The 16,387-nt window shown below is 40.5% G+C and carries 11 protein-coding genes and 4 pseudogenes; 3 read left to right on the top strand and 12 right to left on the bottom strand.

Going from position 1 to position 16,387, the window contains the following annotated elements; translation table 11 throughout:
• The first annotated feature begins 54 nt into the window (after positions 1-54).
• Together ACIY14_RS04990 and ACIY14_RS04985 are read left to right on the top strand one after the other, a co-directional pair.
• Positions 55-531, top strand: a complete 477-nt coding sequence (locus tag ACIY14_RS04990; protein ID WP_409001762.1) for a glutathione peroxidase — start codon at positions 55-57, stop codon at positions 529-531.
• 345 nt (positions 532-876) lie between these two features.
• Positions 877-6,657: an alpha-L-fucosidase gene (locus ACIY14_RS04985; RefSeq protein ID WP_409001761.1), complete on the top strand. Its 5,781-nt coding sequence runs from the start codon at positions 877-879 to the stop codon at positions 6,655-6,657.
• 324 nt (positions 6,658-6,981) lie between these two features.
• Here ACIY14_RS04985 and ACIY14_RS04980 read toward each other — a convergent pair whose 3' ends face one another.
• The 12 genes and pseudogenes from ACIY14_RS04980 to ACIY14_RS04925 form a co-directional block, all read right to left on the bottom strand.
• On the bottom strand, positions 6,982-7,344 hold the full coding sequence (locus tag ACIY14_RS04980) for a hypothetical protein (protein WP_409001760.1): 363 nt from the start codon (positions 7,342-7,344) through the stop codon (positions 6,982-6,984).
• Positions 7,341-8,756: pseudogene (locus ACIY14_RS04975) on the bottom strand (Y-family DNA polymerase). Before ACIY14_RS04975 ends, ACIY14_RS04980 begins: the two are co-directional and overlap by 4 nt.
• A gap of 3 nt (positions 8,757-8,759) precedes the next feature.
• On the bottom strand, positions 8,760-9,446 hold the full coding sequence (locus tag ACIY14_RS04970) for an XRE family transcriptional regulator (RefSeq protein ID WP_409001759.1): 687 nt from the start codon (positions 9,444-9,446) through the stop codon (positions 8,760-8,762).
• A 390-nt stretch (positions 9,447-9,836) separates the two neighbouring features.
• Positions 9,837-9,944 (bottom strand): annotated as a pseudogene (locus tag ACIY14_RS04965) (30S ribosomal protein S9); the annotation flags it as partial.
• Between the two features lie 188 nt (positions 9,945-10,132).
• Positions 10,133-11,041, bottom strand: coding sequence for a ribonuclease D (locus ACIY14_RS04960; protein ID WP_409001758.1), 909 nt, complete (start codon positions 11,039-11,041; stop codon positions 10,133-10,135).
• Positions 11,042-11,282: 241 nt separating this feature from the next.
• Positions 11,283-12,226: pseudogene (locus ACIY14_RS04955) on the bottom strand (IS30 family transposase).
• 257 nt (positions 12,227-12,483) lie between these two features.
• On the bottom strand, positions 12,484-13,338 hold the full coding sequence (locus ACIY14_RS04950) for an NAD(P)H-binding protein (protein WP_409001757.1): 855 nt from the start codon (positions 13,336-13,338) through the stop codon (positions 12,484-12,486).
• A gap of 13 nt (positions 13,339-13,351) precedes the next feature.
• Positions 13,352-13,675: a MoaF-related domain-containing protein gene (locus tag ACIY14_RS04945; protein WP_143566980.1), complete on the bottom strand. Its 324-nt coding sequence runs from the start codon at positions 13,673-13,675 to the stop codon at positions 13,352-13,354.
• 39 nt (positions 13,676-13,714) lie between these two features.
• The gene (locus ACIY14_RS04940; protein ID WP_409001756.1) at positions 13,715-13,855 is read right to left on the bottom strand and encodes an oxidoreductase; all 141 of its coding nucleotides are present in this window, start codon (positions 13,853-13,855) and stop codon (positions 13,715-13,717) included.
• A 187-nt stretch (positions 13,856-14,042) separates the two neighbouring features.
• A complete protein-coding gene (locus ACIY14_RS04935; RefSeq protein ID WP_409001755.1) occupies positions 14,043-14,618 on the bottom strand; it encodes an NADPH-dependent F420 reductase in 576 nt (191 codons plus the stop codon).
• A 10-nt stretch (positions 14,619-14,628) separates the two neighbouring features.
• Positions 14,629-14,949, bottom strand: a complete 321-nt coding sequence (locus tag ACIY14_RS04930; RefSeq protein WP_314676314.1) for a MoaF-related domain-containing protein — start codon at positions 14,947-14,949, stop codon at positions 14,629-14,631.
• 19 nt (positions 14,950-14,968) lie between these two features.
• Positions 14,969-15,343, bottom strand: coding sequence for a nuclear transport factor 2 family protein (locus ACIY14_RS04925; RefSeq protein ID WP_205011101.1), 375 nt, complete (start codon positions 15,341-15,343; stop codon positions 14,969-14,971).
• A gap of 168 nt (positions 15,344-15,511) precedes the next feature.
• On the opposite strand from ACIY14_RS04925, the pseudogene ACIY14_RS04920 reads away from it, so the two are divergent.
• A pseudogene (locus tag ACIY14_RS04920) lies at positions 15,512-15,835 on the top strand (transposase); the annotation flags it as partial.
• Between the last annotated feature and the right edge of the window lie 552 nt (positions 15,836-16,387).

The raw sequence follows: 16,387 nt of genomic DNA, 5'->3' as shown, positions 1-16,387 counted from the left end.
ACTCGACGAAAAAAGTAAAAACTGTTACAATGTAGAAAAAGAAAAGAGGCCCTCATGACTTCACTTTATAATTTTTCCGTTTTGAACCAAAACAACCAAGTAATCCCCTTGGATAACTATCGTGATAACGTTCTCTTGATTGTCAACACTGCTACAGGATGTGGTTTAACGCCCCAGTACCAGGGGCTCCAAGAACTCTATGAACGCTATCAAGATCAGGGCTTTGAAATCTTAGATTTCCCTTGTAACCAGTTCATGGGACAAGCACCCGGCAGCGCAGAGGAAATCAATAGCTTCTGCAGCCTTCACTATCAGACAACTTTCCCTCGCTTTGCCAAGATCAAGGTCAACGGCAAGGAGGCAGATCCTCTTTATGTTTGGCTAAAAGACCAGAAAGCTGGCCCGCTAGGAAAACGAATCGAATGGAATTTTGCTAAGTTTCTCATTGGTCGAGATGGGCAAGTCCTTGAGCGCTTCTCTTCCAAAACAGACCCCCAAACCATCCAAGTGTCTCTCCAAAAAATACTCTAATTTCTTTTTAAAACGTATCCTTTCATTTAGTTTGAGCCCTGAAAGGATGCGTTTTTTCTTTAAAAAGTAACTGATTTTCTTTAATTTATATTTATTTTTTTGCTTTTTGCTATTGCAATTCTTTCATTAATTTAGTATATTTGTTATATTAAAAGTTTTCAGTCATTTTAAGGGAGAAATGGCCTATTAAATTTTTTTATCTTAAAATGAAAGCGCTTTATAAACAGGGAGGTAAGGGGCTTACAAATTATCAGAGAATTGATTTATCTTAAAATAAAGTTGCAACCAAGTTAAGCTTGGGCTCGGGTAGTAGCTGACTGCCTTTCTAAAAACTAGGAGTATATTATGAATCGATACCTTTTTGAAAAAGGGCAAACTTTTAGCATTCGGAAGTTAACTGTGGGCGTAGCCTCTGTCATCGTCGGACTGGCATTTTTTGCTTCTGGAACCGTGCGTGCAGACGAAACATCTCCTGCCACGACATCCAATTTAGACCAGCAAATTGAACAAGTCGCAGATATAGAGGAGGCCAAGGCTGAACCAGCTAAAGAAGCAGGTCGAGTAGAGACTGAAAAACAAGAAACACCTGTTGCAGATACTAGCAGTGCTGATTTGCTCCCTGAAGACATTCAGGACCGTGCCTATCCAGATACACCTGTCAAAGAACTCGACACGACAACTATCGTTGACAAGAAAGCTAGTCCAAAAGTAGAAACTAAGAGCATTCTAAAGGATAAGGAAGAAGCTCCAAAAGAAACTGAGAATGGAAACCGTGCTATTATTAACGGTGGACAAGACCTCAAACACATCAACTACGAGGGACAACCTGCTACTTCTGCCACTATGGTTTACAGCACTTACAATGCAGGAGAGCAACGCTACCTCGTTTCAGGATCTGGTATCTTTGTTGCACCTAATTTGATTCTTACCGTTGCTCATAACTTCCTAGAAGCAAATAAAGAAACTGGCGAAGGTCACATTCGTGGTGGAAAATCTGCCCAGTTCTACTATAACGTTGGTTCAAACAGCGAAAAGAAAAACTCACTGCCATCTTCTGGAACTACGGTTTTATTCAGAGAAAAGGACATCCATTTCTGGAACAAGAAAGAGTTTGGAAAAGGCTATAAGAACGACCTTGCTCTTGTAGAAGCTCCTATTCCTCTTCCGATTGCTAGTCCAAACAAAGAAGCAACCTTTGCACCTTTAGCGGATCACAAGACGCATCAGCCAGGAGAAGCCATTAGTACGATTGGCTACCCAACAGACTCGAGCTCAAAAGAGTTAAAACAGCCTATCCTAGCTGGCCAACTTTACAAGGCAGATGGGACTATCCGATCTGTTGAGTCCTATGATGATAAGGGAACGACCGGTATCACCTACCAAACCACTTCTGTATCTGGTTTGTCTGGTGGTGGGATTGTCGATAGTCAAGGAAAAGTTCTGGGTGTTCACCAACACGGAACCGTTGACAATGGTGTTCCTGAAAAGGATCGCTTTGGTGGCGGACTCGTCCTTTCACCTGAACAACTGAAATGGGTGAAGGACATGATTGCCAAATATGGTGTGAAAGGATGGTACCAGGGAGACAACGGAAATCGTTACTACTTTACCGATGAGGGGCGTATGCTTCGGAATGAGAAAGCTGTTATCGGAAGCAACGAATATTCCTTCAACCAAGATGGGATTGCTACCTTGACCAAGGGAGTTGAATACGGTCGTGTTGTTATCCAACACGAAGACGAAGAAGGAAATCCAGTCAAAGATAACGATACTTTTATCGAACAGACAGCTGTTGATTCTCCATTTGACTACAATTTCAAAAAAGAAATCGAGAAAACGAACTTCTATCAAAAAAATAAAGACAAGTACGAAATTGTATCCATTGATGGTGTAGCAGTCAATAAACAGCTAAAAGATACTTGGGCTGAAGATCACAATGTCGTCAGCAAAGCGCCTGCCGGTACCCGTGTCATCAAAGTGGTCTATAAAGTCAACAAAGGCTCTTTCAAAGTTTACTACCGTCAAAAAGGAACCACTACTGAACTAGCGGAAGCGACAGTTGATAACAATGACGGTCAAGAGTACGACGTTTCCTTTGTCAACACCTTCCATGCAAAAGACATTGCTGGCTACCGTCCAGTCAAGGCTAGTTTGGAAGCAACCATCCAGCATAAAGGTGTGAATGAAGTCGTCTTTGAATACGAACCAATCGCTAATACAGCCAATCCAACAACTCCGGCTCCTCCAGTCGTTCATCCAGAAGATAAAGAAACTGAGATTGGCAACCATGGACCTCTTCCAAGCAAGGCCCAACTCGATTACCACAAGGAAGAATTGGCAGCCTTCATCCACTACGGAATGAACACTTATACCAATTCGGAATGGGGAAATGGAAAAGAAGACCCTCGATACTTCAATCCAACCAACTTGGATACAGACCAATGGATCCGTACTCTGAAGGAAACTGGCTTCAAACGGACCATTATGGTGGTTAAACACCATGACGGATTCGTTGCTTACCCATCTAAGTACACCAACCATACCGTAGCTGCTAGCCCATGGAAAGATGGAAAGGGTGACCTTCTCGAAGAAGTTTCCAAGTCTGCCAGCAAGTACGACATGAACATGGGTGTTTACCTATCACCATGGGATGCCAACCATCCAAAATACCATGTCGCAACCGAAAAAGAATACAACCAATACTATCTCAACCAACTGAAAGAAATCCTTGGAAATCCGAAATACGGAAATAAAGGCAAATTCATCGAAGTTTGGATGGACGGTGCGCGTGGTAGCGGTGCCCAAAAAGTAACCTATACCTTTGATGAATGGTTCAAATACATCAAAGAAGCTGAAGGAGATATCGCCATCTTCTCTGCTCAACCGACAAGCGTTCGCTGGATCGGAAATGAACGTGGTATTGCAGGCGACCCTGTCTGGCATAAAGTCAAACGTGCCAACATCACAGACGATGTGAAAAACGAATACCTCAACCATGGTGACCCAGATGGTGATATGTACTCTGTAGGGGAAGCTGACGTTTCGATCCGTTCGGGTTGGTTCTATCATGACAATCAACAGCCGAAATCACTCAAAGAGTTGATGGATATCTACTTCAAGTCTGTTGGTCGTGGAACCCCTCTCCTTCTCAATATTCCACCAAATAAAGAAGGAAAATTTGCAGATGCGGATGTGGCTCGCTTGAAGGAGTTCAAGGCAACCCTAGACCAAATGTATGCGACTGACTTTGCCAAAGGTGCCACTGTAACAGCAAGTTCTACTCGTCAGAACCACCTCTACAAGGAAAGTCACCTGACTGACGGTAAAGATGATACTAGTTGGGCGCTCTCAAATGATGCCACAACTGGTAGCTTTACAGTCGATTTAGGACAAAAGAGACGCTTTGACGTTGTCGAACTCAAAGAAGACATCGCCAAAGGTCAACGTATCTCTGGTTTCAAGATTGAAGTCGAAATCAACGGACGTTGGGTGACTTACGGTGAAGGTTCAACTGTTGGTTACCGTCGCTTGATTCAAGGTAAACCTGTAGAGGCACAAAAAATTCGTGTGACCATCACAGGAGCACAAGCTACACCAATCTTGAACAACTTCTCTGTCTACAAGACACCAAGTAGCATTGAAAAGACAGATGGCTATCCTCTTGGACTTGAATACCACTCAAACACAACTGCGGATACAGCCGGAACAACTTGGTACAATGAATCTGAAGGTGTTCGTGGCACTTCTATGTGGACCAATCAAAAAGATGCCAAAGTAAGCTATACCTTCACAGGAACCAAGGCCTATGTCGTCTCTACAGTCGATCCAGGTCATGGAGAAATGTCCGTCTACGTTGATGGTCAAAAGGTTGCCGATGTGCAAACTAAGAATGCTAGCCGTAAACGCAGCCAAAAAGTCTTTGAGACAGGTGATTTAGCACCAGGCCAACACACTATTACTCTTGTAAATAAAACAGGCGAACCAATTGCTACAGAAGGGATCTACACCCTAAACAATGATAGCAAGGGAATGTTTGAACTCGAGTCTACTAACTACGAAGTCGAAAAAGGAAAACCAGTCACTGTTAAAATTAAACGTGTTGGTGGAAGCAAGGGGGCTGCTACTGTTCGCTTCATCACAGAACCTGGAACTGGGGTTCACGGTAAAGTTTACCAAGATACAACTCAAGATGTGACCTTTAAAGACGGAGAAACAGAAAAGACTGTTACCATCCCAACGATTGACTTTACAGAACAAGCCGACTCTATCTTTGACTTTAAAGCCAAGCTCACTTCTGTTTCTGATGGTGCCTTGCTCGGTTTTGCTACCGATGCAACCATCCAGGTGATGAAAGCTGAATTGCTGATCAAGGATCAAACAAGCTATGATGACCAAGCTAGTCAGTTGGATTACAGTCCTGGCTGGAACCACGAAACCAATTCCGCAGACAAATACCAAAAGACGGAGTCTTGGGCTTCCTTTGGTCGCTTAACTGACGAACAAAAGAAAAAGACAACTGTAACAGCTTACTTCTACGGTACTGGACTTGACATCAAGGGATTTGTAGATCCAGGTCACGGTATCTACAAGGTCTTCTTAGATGGTAAAGAAGTTCCTTACCAAGATGGCATGGGAAATTCTTCGACTATTGATGGTAAGAAATACTTTAGCGGTCACGCTGCCCAACGCCAAGGCAATCAAACCCTGGTTAGCCTAAAAGGTCTTGATGAAAACTTGCACGCAGTCACCCTTCAACTAGATCCTGATCGAAACGATTTGTCTCGAAACATCGGTATTCAGGTGGATCAATTCATCACTCGTGGTGAAGGAAGCGAACTCTACAGCAAAGAAGAGCTTCTCCAATCCATCACTAAATGGAAGGACGATTTGGCGAACTTTGACCCAACAGGATTGAAAAATACACCTGCTGCACGCCAAGCTTTCCAAGCAAATCTAGACAAATTGAGAAACCAACTCAGCGCTGAAACTGTAGATGCTCAGGATGTTATGTTGACAGTAAGTACTTTGCAAGATATTCTCAGCAAGGACGAAAACTACCAAAAACCTGGCGAAGAACCTAGTCCAGACCAACCTACTGAACCGAAACAGCCGGAAATCGAATACAATAAGGCCATGGCTAGCTTGACAGAAGCCATCGAGAAAAAAGTCGGTAAGCTTGGATCTAACAATGAAGCTAAGAAGAAATTAATTGAACTTGCAAACCAAGCAATTACTGCAATTCAAGAGGCCAAGACTCAAGAGGAAGTTAATAAAGCGCTAGAATCCGCTCTTGAACAAATTAGCAAGCTTGAAGCAGCTAAGCCTGAGAAACCAGCTGAGCCTGAAAAACCAGCTCAACCGGAAAAACCAGCTGAACCTGAGAAACCAGCTGAGCCTGAAAAACCAGCTCAACCGGAAAAACCAGCTCAACCTGAGAAACCAGCTGAGCCTGAGAAACCAGCTAAGCCTGAGAAACCGGCTGAATCAGAGAAACCAGCCGAGCCTGAAAAACCAGCTCAACCGGAAAAACCGGCTGAACCTGAGAAACCAGCTGAGCCTGAGAATCCAGCCGAGCCTGAAAAACCAGCTCAACCGGAAAAACCGATTACTTCTTCATCTCCTGAAGAAGGAGTTAAGGGTCTTGTCTTTACACTTCCAAGTTTGGAAATTGTCAATAAGATCGTGCCGTTCAAGACTATCCGTCGCGAAAATGCCCTACTAGATAAAGGAAAAGAGCAAATCCTATCAGAAGGTAAAAACGGTCTGCTAGTCGAGTATGTTGAAGTAGATGGTAATAATCGCAAAGTTCTCCAAACAGAATCGACTCCGGCTCAAGATCGAGTGATTGAGGTTGGTATCAAACAAAGTTCAGTTGGAACAGAGGCGCCACCTGTTGTGACCCTTCCTGAGTATGTTCTACCAAGAGAGAACGAAAAAACTACTCCAGTCGTAACAGACAATTCACCAGCAAAAGATGAAAAAGCTCCTGTTGCAACTACAGTCAAACAAGAAAAGGAAAAACAACTCCCAGCAACTGGGGAACAAGAAGCAACTTCCTTCCTCTTCTTGGCAGCCATTACTTCTATCTTGTCTCTCCTCATCTTCAAAAAGAATTTCAAAGACTAATCAAAATCTTTGATTAATTCTTTCCCATTATTTCAGTTCCCCCGTAGAGAAGACCATCTGGTCTTCTCTTTTTTATCAATGGAAAGCAAAAAAACATCCATAAATTCACATGGATGTTCTGGTATACATCTATAAATAAGGTGATCATTGAGGATAAGTGTTTTCAAATTCAACTGCGATTTCAAGGAAATTGTCAGCAAAAACTATAAAGCTTTTTTCTTATATGACTATCTCTTGCGATGGAAATCGCTCTTCTGCTCGTATCTTCAAAGCTAGTTGAGTTCAAGGGATAGTCCATCTGCAGTTTTTTCATGTAGCTCTTTTCTAATCATCAATCTCCTCCTCCCACAGTTGAATTTCTAAAACATCTGCAACCTCTATCAACCTATATCCCTCATTTGTCCTAATTGATAGAGTTTGAGGTGATAATTCGCTCACCTCACCGATGATCGTGGTTTTATGCTTCTTTTCCTTGACCACAAAGCATCCCTTCGGTTGCCCAACATAAAGCTGAGAAAGCAAGAGTAGCTTCTCAACTGAATTCAAATTCGTCGAAAAATCAACCCGATTTTTTTCTTCACCAAGCGAGCTGGTATGCTCTGAGAGAAAAAAGCCCATCCACTTCTGCATCCCTGGATCTTGATAGTCTCGCGCAGATTGAAAAGGTAAATAAGAACGATCAATCATTGTAATCCATCTAATCCTCCAGCAGAATGCCCCCCAATCAGCTTGCTTCTGGCAAGACTCCTAGAGGCTTCTTCCAGTGCATTGGCCTTTAAGAGGGCGGTGAAACCAAATTGTTCCCGAATGGAGTCAATAGCCGTCTGGAGCCTTTCTTCTTTTTCTAACTTGTCAACATCATCAAAGAGAGAGATCAAACCAAAGGACTCGTCCACAAACCCTGAATAGTTGACTCCGACACTTCTGACCGCTCCAGAAGTGTATTTGTTATGAAATAGCTTCAAAACATAATCTGTTAAGATAGCTGTATTATTGGTAGGTTCGACCTTCATTTGTGTGTGAATAGACGGCCTAACCTCCTGTTTAGAGAAACCAACATAGATAGAGACAAGGGTTGTTTTCTTGCCTGCCCTTCTCAGTCTAATAGCCACCTGCTCCGCCATTTCTCGGAGAATAATTTCAATATCCCGTAGCTTCACGTAGTCTCTCGGCAAGATTTGAGAATTTCCCAACCCTTGGGACTTGGCTTTATAGGGCTTATGAACATTGCTCTCATCAATCCCGTTAGCATGAAACCACAAACGCAGTCCAGCCTAACCCAGAGCTTTCTTTAGCTGGTCTGGATTGCTGGTTGCCAATTCCTTGATGGAATAAATCCCCAGAGTATGCAAGCGTTTCTCCATCCGCCTGCCAATCCCCCAAAAATCCGTCATCTTGGGAATAGCCCAGACCTTCTCTTCCACGTCTTGATAAGACCAGTTGGCCCTCATGGTCGGAGTGTGCTTAGCCTCATTATCCAGAGCCAACTTGGCTAGTAAGGGATTGGCATTGGACATACCCACCGTAGAGTAGATCCCTGTCTGCCTCCAAATATCCCTCTGAATACGAGCAGAAAGCATATCCAGCTTGTCTTTGCGAGAGATCTGCCTGTCTGGGATGAAATAGTTGAGCGAACTAGTCAGGTCAATAAAGCCCTCATCGATAGAGTAAGGATAAATATCATCTGGACTGCCATAATTTTGAAAGATTCGCTGAATTTCCATATTGACCGCTATGTATTCATCCATCCGAGGTGGCACAATCAAGGTCACTTGGGCCCAATCTTCAATATAGCGCACATAGTCTGAATCTGTAGGTAACCCTTGCTTCCTGGCATTATAGTAGGAAAATTTGCGGGTCTTGATATCAAAGGGCAGATCATAGGCCCGACCAACATTTGACTTGCCAAAAATCTTCTTAAACATGGGAGAGGAGGCTAGGATCAGGCCCGTTGAATTATCCGCTCGACTCATGACACAAAGTGAAGTCTTCAGCGGATGCAATCCCCTTTTCACACACTCGACACTGGCATAAAAGGATTTCATATCGACAAAGGCAATATCACTTTTGGGCTCTCTGGAATAATCAAAGTAGCCCATAAGCTAGCCCTCCATTGGTACAAAATTCCCAACGATAATCCCCACAATCCGAGGATCTTCCTCATAGGAAATGAAAATATCCTTGTATTTAGGATTGATAGAGACCAGACGCAAGCCATCTTCCTCGCGATAGACCCGTTTGATATAGGTCTGGTTATTGCAAACTACTGCATAAACAGCCCCATCATAATCAAATCCTGTTTCCCGAATCAGAGCCACGGAGCCATTTTGATATTTAGGTTCCATGGAGTCCCCAGCCACCCATGAAGCAAAATCATGAGCCAGTTCTTCATTGAAATAAACCGTATCAAAGTTTCGATCATCATAAACCGAAGCCCCAATCCCTGCTGACATGCGTTCATAGACATGATACTCGAAAAGTTCTTCTGGCATGGCCTTTACCTTCTTGGCTTGTTCCTCTTGAGCTAGATTGCGAGCATAGAGAACAACCTTTTCCTTCCCTTGCTTGGAAAGACTATCGTAAAGACGGACAATCTCAACCTGGGTGAAATACCCTTTTGCGACTTTTAAAATCTTCTCTAGCTGAGCAACCTTCTCTTTAGAAGGCTCCTTAATGCCACGTTCCCAGGCTGAATAAGCCTGAAAACTAATCCCAAGCCGCTCTGCAATTTCTTTCTGTGTCAATTTCAACTCTTTTCTCCGAGCCTTGAGTTTTTCTGGCTGGTACATGATTTACCTCCTAGTGTGATGCTTTAATGGACATTATCTCCCTTAGAAAGACAAATCGACGGTTGAGCCTACACTTTCAAAACTCAACCAATTCGGTTTAGTTTTATTATATAAAAAAAGCAGACGATTGTCCACTGGGAAAATCAAGTTTAAGCAGTAACACTTATCTATTTTGAACAAAAAAGACATCCAAGAGAAAATTCTTGAATGTCTGTAAACGTTGATATAATCGTATTGATTAACGCTTTGAGGCAACTGACTCTGTCAGATTGCAGCCACATTTGTAAGCGACTAAAGTCGCAACAACTGTCTCAATTGCACCAATTTAGTATGGAAGCATAAAAAAACACCCCGAAAGGTGCTCTTTGTAAGTATCGTAATTCTTTCGAATTAACGTTTACTAAATTGTGATGCTTTACGAGCTTTCTTAAGACCTGGTTTGGAAAGTATGAGTTTCAGTTGGACTAAAAATAGCGTAATACCAAGGCTTTTCAGAACGATATCTACTGATTAATTTCATAAAATTTGAATCAATATTTTTTAAACGGGGGAATAGTTTAGGTCTGTAAGAATTAACTTATACACTTACAAGGTTTATTCTGATCGACTTTATAACTGTCTACGAAAAAAAGATAGAGATTAAAAAATAGAATAAATTCAGCGACCAAAGTTAGTATCTCTACTTCTTAATCGCTCTCACTAGTAAATAAATCTTCCCACTGAGTGATAGATGCTGGTAGGATTAACTTATACTTTTCATAGAAATCTAATAAATCGTTTTCCCCTATCCTAATTACATTTTCAACCTTATCTAAATTTATCACCCTAGGAGCATATAAATATACTAGGTAACCTTCATCTACATATTGTTTAAAATCTAAAGCGTCTAGTTCCTTTGCCTTCTTGCCTTTTACTTGAACGACTGCTTTTCTTGGATTATTGATGTCTCTTGATATCATCTCGCATTCAATTTTTATGGTTGTAGACTTCTTTGCAATTGAATTGGAAAGGACATAATAATTTTCCTTAATTTGAAGATATGAAATTACGAGTTCTTCTAAATCAAAAGCTGGTAAATTATCTAAAACAGCTCCTTTAGACGGAAACACCTTATAATAATTACTTTTTGATAGTAGATTAAAGATTAACTTTGAGTATTCTATTATTATTTTATCACGAATATACCCTGCTGTACCTCCATTAACTCTATTGAAGGATGCTTTAATTTGTCCCGGAACCTGCATTCCAAAATTATAGGCCTCAACTGGAATAAGCGATCCTATATCCATAAGTTTATCACAAATGACTTCTGCTCGTGATTTAACCCTACAAATCCAATAAATTCCATTTAAATCTCGAGTCCAAAATAAATCATCGACCTTTGCATTTTGAAAAATGTTAATTGCTGGATTCGCTTTACCACTTTCTTGTTTTATACGATTGTAGTATTCTTGAAAATCGTTAGATTTAATACCTTCACTTAGTCTGCTCCAACCAATCCCAACATATTGTTCTGAATTATTCAAACAAAAATCTACCATTTCCTGCCTAAAATCTGTATTAGTTTTTAAATGTAATCTAGCTACATAATCCAATTTAACACCATACCTTCTCTATTAATTTTTACGAGAATTTTTATATACCTTATTAATAAATTCTAAGTGTTTCTTTTATTTAACAAATCTACACTTCCTCTGTGTCATCCGAACCACACCATCGGCATTTTTGAAAGTTATCTGTTTCATCAACATCATAGCTGTAGCAACCTAGACATTCCTTACAATAACGATCAATTTCCATATTATTATCCTCCTTCTATACTCCTAAATTGTCAAATTAAGTTAGACTTTTCAAGTAACTCAGAAAAACTTGGTATGGTGTTTGATAATTCAAAGACTTCCTAGGAATTCTATTTCTTTTATCAGCTATAGCTGATAAATAATTTTGAGAAATATTCGTAAAATCCATTTGTTTCGGTAGTCCATTTCGTCTTAATAAGCCATTAGAATGTTCATTGAGATCTCGTTGACCAGGACATCCTAGATCCGCAAAGAAAATATCAATGTCATGTACATTCGAAATAGATTTCCAATTAGAAAATTCTTTCCCACAATCAAACGTTATCGATTTAAAGAGATGGCTAGGGACTTGAGATAACTAGTGATCAATGGAAACCTCAATATCACTTGCTTTCCGTCCATTGGTTTTCAGTGTGATGATGGCTTTTGAGAGGCGTTCTACTAAGGTAATGACTGCACTTTTGTGTTTTTCTCCCACAATTGTATCCCCTTCTAGATGACCGAATTTCGACTTAAAATTAGGATAACTGTCTACTCTCTCACGTAAATCTCTGCGCAACGCTTGTTTTCCTCGTTTTTCGCTATGACGCTTTGGTTTTCTTTTGCCTTTCCAAGGGAGGTTCTCTTTCTTTAAAATACCACGGTCTGCTAGTCGATAGAGAGTTCTCATAGAACAAGAAACCCTATCTGGATAAGTTCCTTTAATGACATCAAGGCTCCAATTTTTTCTAAATGAGTTTGAATAAAATCTTTTTCTGATTGCGTAAGACTGGTTTTATTCCTGCCACATCGTTTCTTATTGATTTTATATCAGTTATAGTAATCATAAGCAGAGTCCCCCTCTTTCAGATAGTTGATGACATTGTAGATTGTCTGTTTTGATCTGCCAAGTGAGGTCACAATATCTGAAACTTTTATGTTTTCTTGATAGTAAGCCTCTATCATTACAAGCTCGTTTGTGGTAAGATGAGTATAGGTCATTTATGTTAGCTCCTTTCAGACAAATGTGGTGTTTATCTGAGCCTAACATAGATGGCTTTTTCTGTCTAGCTTAATTTTACAAATTGGTTTTTGATAAATGTTTGGCCCAAAGCAAAAAGGAATTAAGCAACAATTAGTTGCTTAATCCCTTCCTAAATTTCTTCATCAACACTATTTGACAAAGAGCCATAAAAAAGACAAACATCAAAATCGATGTTTGTCTTCATTCTGAGACAGACGCAAGTCTGTCTTGACTTTTATAGCAATTCTTTAATGGCAGTTACTAGGTCAGTTTGTGGGCGACCGAGCAGGTTTTCCAAGTCGCTGTCAGCAATATCCAATTGACCATCTGCGATGTCTGCTTGGATGGCTGAGAGGACAAAGATAGCTTCCTTAGGAAGTCCAGCTTTAGCCAAGCCTTTTTGGTAGTCTTCGAGGCTAACGGAGAGGACTTGGAAGTCTTTACCAGTCGCTGCCTGAGCAGCCTTAGCAAAGTCAGCATAGGTCACAGCTTTTCCAGCCAATTCATAGACTTGGTAGCCGTCAAAGTCTTGCGTTAGTGCATGCGCTGCCGCTTCAGCGTAGTCACGGCGAGCTGCCCAACCAACCTTGCCTTTTCCACCAGCGTGGACAAAGGGCTGACCGGCGAGAGCTGCACGAACAGTTTCTATTTCATTTTCTACGTACCAGTTGTTGCGCAGGACCTTGACATTGAGACCAGAAGCCTGGAGGGCAATTTCAGTGGCCTTGTGGTCAGGGGCTAGAACCGCTGCGGAAGTATCCGCACGGGTTATACTGGTGTAGACAATGTTTTTGACGCCAGCCATCTTGGCTGCAGCGATAACATTTTGATGCTGTACTTCACGAGGGGTGGCTTGACCTGGGGCACCAGAAACAAACATCAGTGTCTCAATCTCAGCAAAGGCATTTTCTAAGACTGACTGATCAGAGTAGTCTCCAATCCGCACATCATAGCCTGCTTCCTTAAACACTTGTCCTTTTTCTGCAGAACGGACTAAAACAGCAATGTCTGAAGCTGGTACAGATTTTGAAAGGTTTTCCAAGATGGCAGCACCGAGTCCACCTGTAACGCCTGTGATTAGCGTAGTCATTGTATTCCTCCTATTAGCTTAATTTTGTAAAGGTTCCTTTGTAGTTAAGGAACTGATTGTCTGGTAGAGTAATGTTGGTATAGACAATGTCTTGGTTGAAATCTTCTACGTGAGTAACGGTAGAACCGTCTGGCTCTGACCAAGTAACCATGAAGACCTTGTCTGCAACTTCTGTTGCTGTATAAGTAACAGTCACAACCGCTTCAGCAACAGGTGCAGCATCACCGACGCTTGAAAAAGTCATTGTTTTACCATCTACATCAAAATTGAGATGATAAGCTAGGTCGCCAAATTGTGCTTTGTATGTGTGTCCGATAGGTGGAAATGTGTTTGTCATAATCATTCTCCTTTTAGTTTAATTGTGTTTATTATTTAATTAGTTTAAGATTGCGAAACCACCAGTCCAGGTGATTTGTTCACGAGCCCGTTTCAGGCTGCCTGCGTCTTTGACCGCTAGGTCGCTAGCTGCAAGAGCTTGAGCGATAGTGTTCTTGGCTTCCTCATGATCAGAACCCAACAGTACAGTTGTCTGTAGGAAGTTTAAATACCAGAAAACTTCGTTTGGTCGCTTTTTTATTAATTTAAACCATTTATTTAAATAGCTTAATAGTAAAGATTTTCAAAAATCGAAATCTTTTTGTCCCAAACTCATTTCTATTTTTCATCCAATAAGTTGAGAAATATTACCTCTATTGCCAAGCTCTTTAATCTAGAACTGCAAAGCCACCTGTCCAAGAAACTTGTTCTCTCGCTGCTAAGCTGATTTGTAAAAAGCCCATTGCTTCTAATTCACGAGCGCGTTTCAAACTACCTGCATCTTTGACACGAAGGTCACTTCCAGACAAAACTTCTTCAATTTTTGCCTTGGCATCAGCATAATCTGAGGCCAATAAAACCGTCGTCATAGCTTGATCTGCTACTTTTCCTGTCGCCAAGCTTGCTCCAAAGGTCGTGTTAAATCCTTTCACAACAAAACTAGTTGGCAATTTTTCTTGAATCAGTGCAGCCGCTGAAGAATCAGCCGGAACTACTAGGTCATCAAAGGTATCAAAATTAACTGGATTGCTAATATCAATTATAATTTTTCCTGCCAATTGGCTAGCATAAGTTGAAAGAATGCCTTCAATTGCCCCATAAGGGACTGCCAAGACAACAATCTCCCCAAAAGAAGCTGCTTCTTGGTCTTTTGTAATGAAATTAACTGTATTGCCACCTTTTTCAAAACGACTAGCAATTGCCTGCCCCATATTTCCTTGTCCAAAAATTGTGATTTGTGCCATTGTACTTCTCCTATTTAATAAATTCAAATGTGCCTGAATGCGTCAATGTTTGTCGTTGTCCAAAGGCTTCTGGATCATTCCAAGACATGAACGCCCAAACTGTCCCTTCTGCAAGATTGATATGATGTGTGATAGAATTTCCAGTCGACTCAATCCAGCTAACACTGATAAGGTCATCTGTCAATTCCTTTGTATAAATCCTATCTGTCTCACTTCCCAAGCCATCTTCAGCAAGGCTAGTCCAAGTCATCTTATTGTCTGCCAAGTATTCTAATTGAAATTGAAACCCTGTTTCAAAACGTACTACAGCTGTTCTTCCTTCAAGTTTCATCTGCTTTTACTCCCTTTCATTACTTAATTGGAAACATGGCATTTCCATTCACTGCTTCGCTAGCTGGAACCTCTTCTTGCATGACATCCCAATGTTCAATAAATTTTCCATCTTCAACACGGAAATAATCTACCGCAATCATTGTTTTCCCAAACCAGTTTGAATAGCGACCATGCACTGCAACAATATTACCTTCTTCCATAGCAATACCTGGTTCATAAGAAATTTGATTGTCTTCTGATGTGATAAATCCACGAAGGACATCTAAACCATTTGGCATGCTTGGGTTGTGTTGGATCATATCGTCTTTCCAAAAAGTTTCAACTTTTTTAAGATCTTTTTCGTTAAATACTGCGTTAAGATAGTTAATAGCTTGTTCTTTAAGTGTTGACATCGTTATTCACCTCTAAAAATATTTTTTGATTGAGAAGTTCATCCTCAACCTTGACTTTATTTTACATACTTAGTGATGAATTGTAAAATATAATGCTCAAAAAACTCATAGAGTTCAACCTCGTGTAAACTGTAAGTAACCACACTGACCAGAACACAGGAAAAATCTATGAGCTACCGCCATCTTACCATAACTGAACGAATTAAGATAGAGACTTACCTAGAATTAAGTCTCAAACCAATCTAAATAGCGAGAAAATTAGGCGTTCACAAATCAACCCTTTCAAGAGAATTAAGGCCTTGTAATGACACTTACTCTGCACAAGCAGTACAAACACACTATGAGAAACTGACTAAGCAGAAGGGAAGAAAATCGAGTTGGGCTCCTGAATTGAAGCAAGAAATTGAAGAACGTTTACAATCTTCATGGTCTCCAGAACAAATTTGTAGTCGTTATCAACTTGAAAATAGGTCCATGGTGTCCTTCAAAACCCAATTTGTAAAATTAAGCTAGAAAAAAAGCATCCCGTATTTATGATACGAAATGCTTTCAATAAGTTTAAATAAGTTTTAACGTTTACTAAATTGTGATGCTTTACGAGCTTTCTTAAGACCTGGTTTGGAAAGTAGAGGTTTCAGTTGGGTTAAAAATAGCGTAATATCAAGTCTTTTCATAACTATACCTACTGATTAATTTCATAAAATTTGAATCAATAGATTCTAAATAGGGGGAATAGTTTAGTTCTGTAAAAATTAACTTCTACAACCACAAAGCTTAATCTGATAGACTTTATATCAGTTCAGAAAAAAGGTAGAGATTGAAATAATAGTAGTAGAAATTCAGCGATCTCAGTTTCTATCTCTATATTTTAATCACTCTGACAACTCTGTTTCCACCTTGTATTTCTGTCATACAGTTACTTAAACCTTGAGAGTACACAAACTTACTCAAATTAACAAATAATAAAGATTGAATATTTTTAGTCTTTGAGTTATCCACCTGTTTGTTCTAAATGGATTATTAAAACTGTATATTAAGCTCGAA

Source organism: Streptococcus sp. ST16 (assembly GCF_046098135.1).
Classification (GTDB): Bacteria; Bacillota; Bacilli; order Lactobacillales; family Streptococcaceae; genus Streptococcus.
This window is presented reverse-complemented; position numbering and strand designations above follow the sequence as displayed.

What these genes read in the sequence shown, in the direction of transcription:
- ACIY14_RS04930 (WP_314676314.1), bottom strand. Translation starts at nt 14,949, where the DNA reads ATGAAACTTGAAGGAAGAACAGCTGTAGTACGTTTTGAAACAGGGTTT.
- ACIY14_RS04990 (WP_409001762.1), top strand. Translation starts at nt 55, where the DNA reads ATGACTTCACTTTATAATTTTTCCGTTTTGAACCAAAACAACCAAGTA.
- ACIY14_RS04945 (WP_143566980.1), bottom strand. Translation starts at nt 13,675, where the DNA reads ATGACAAACACATTTCCACCTATCGGACACACATACAAAGCACAATTT.
- ACIY14_RS04925 (WP_205011101.1), bottom strand. Translation starts at nt 15,343, where the DNA reads ATGTCAACACTTAAAGAACAAGCTATTAACTATCTTAACGCAGTATTT.
- ACIY14_RS04985 (WP_409001761.1), top strand. Translation starts at nt 877, where the DNA reads ATGAATCGATACCTTTTTGAAAAAGGGCAAACTTTTAGCATTCGGAAG.
- ACIY14_RS04970 (WP_409001759.1), bottom strand. Translation starts at nt 9,446, where the DNA reads ATGTACCAGCCAGAAAAACTCAAGGCTCGGAGAAAAGAGTTGAAATTG.
- ACIY14_RS04935 (WP_409001755.1), bottom strand. Translation starts at nt 14,618, where the DNA reads ATGGCACAAATCACAATTTTTGGACAAGGAAATATGGGGCAGGCAATT.
- ACIY14_RS04980 (WP_409001760.1), bottom strand. Translation starts at nt 7,344, where the DNA reads ATGATTGATCGTTCTTATTTACCTTTTCAATCTGCGCGAGACTATCAA.
- ACIY14_RS04950 (WP_409001757.1), bottom strand. Translation starts at nt 13,338, where the DNA reads ATGACTACGCTAATCACAGGCGTTACAGGTGGACTCGGTGCTGCCATC.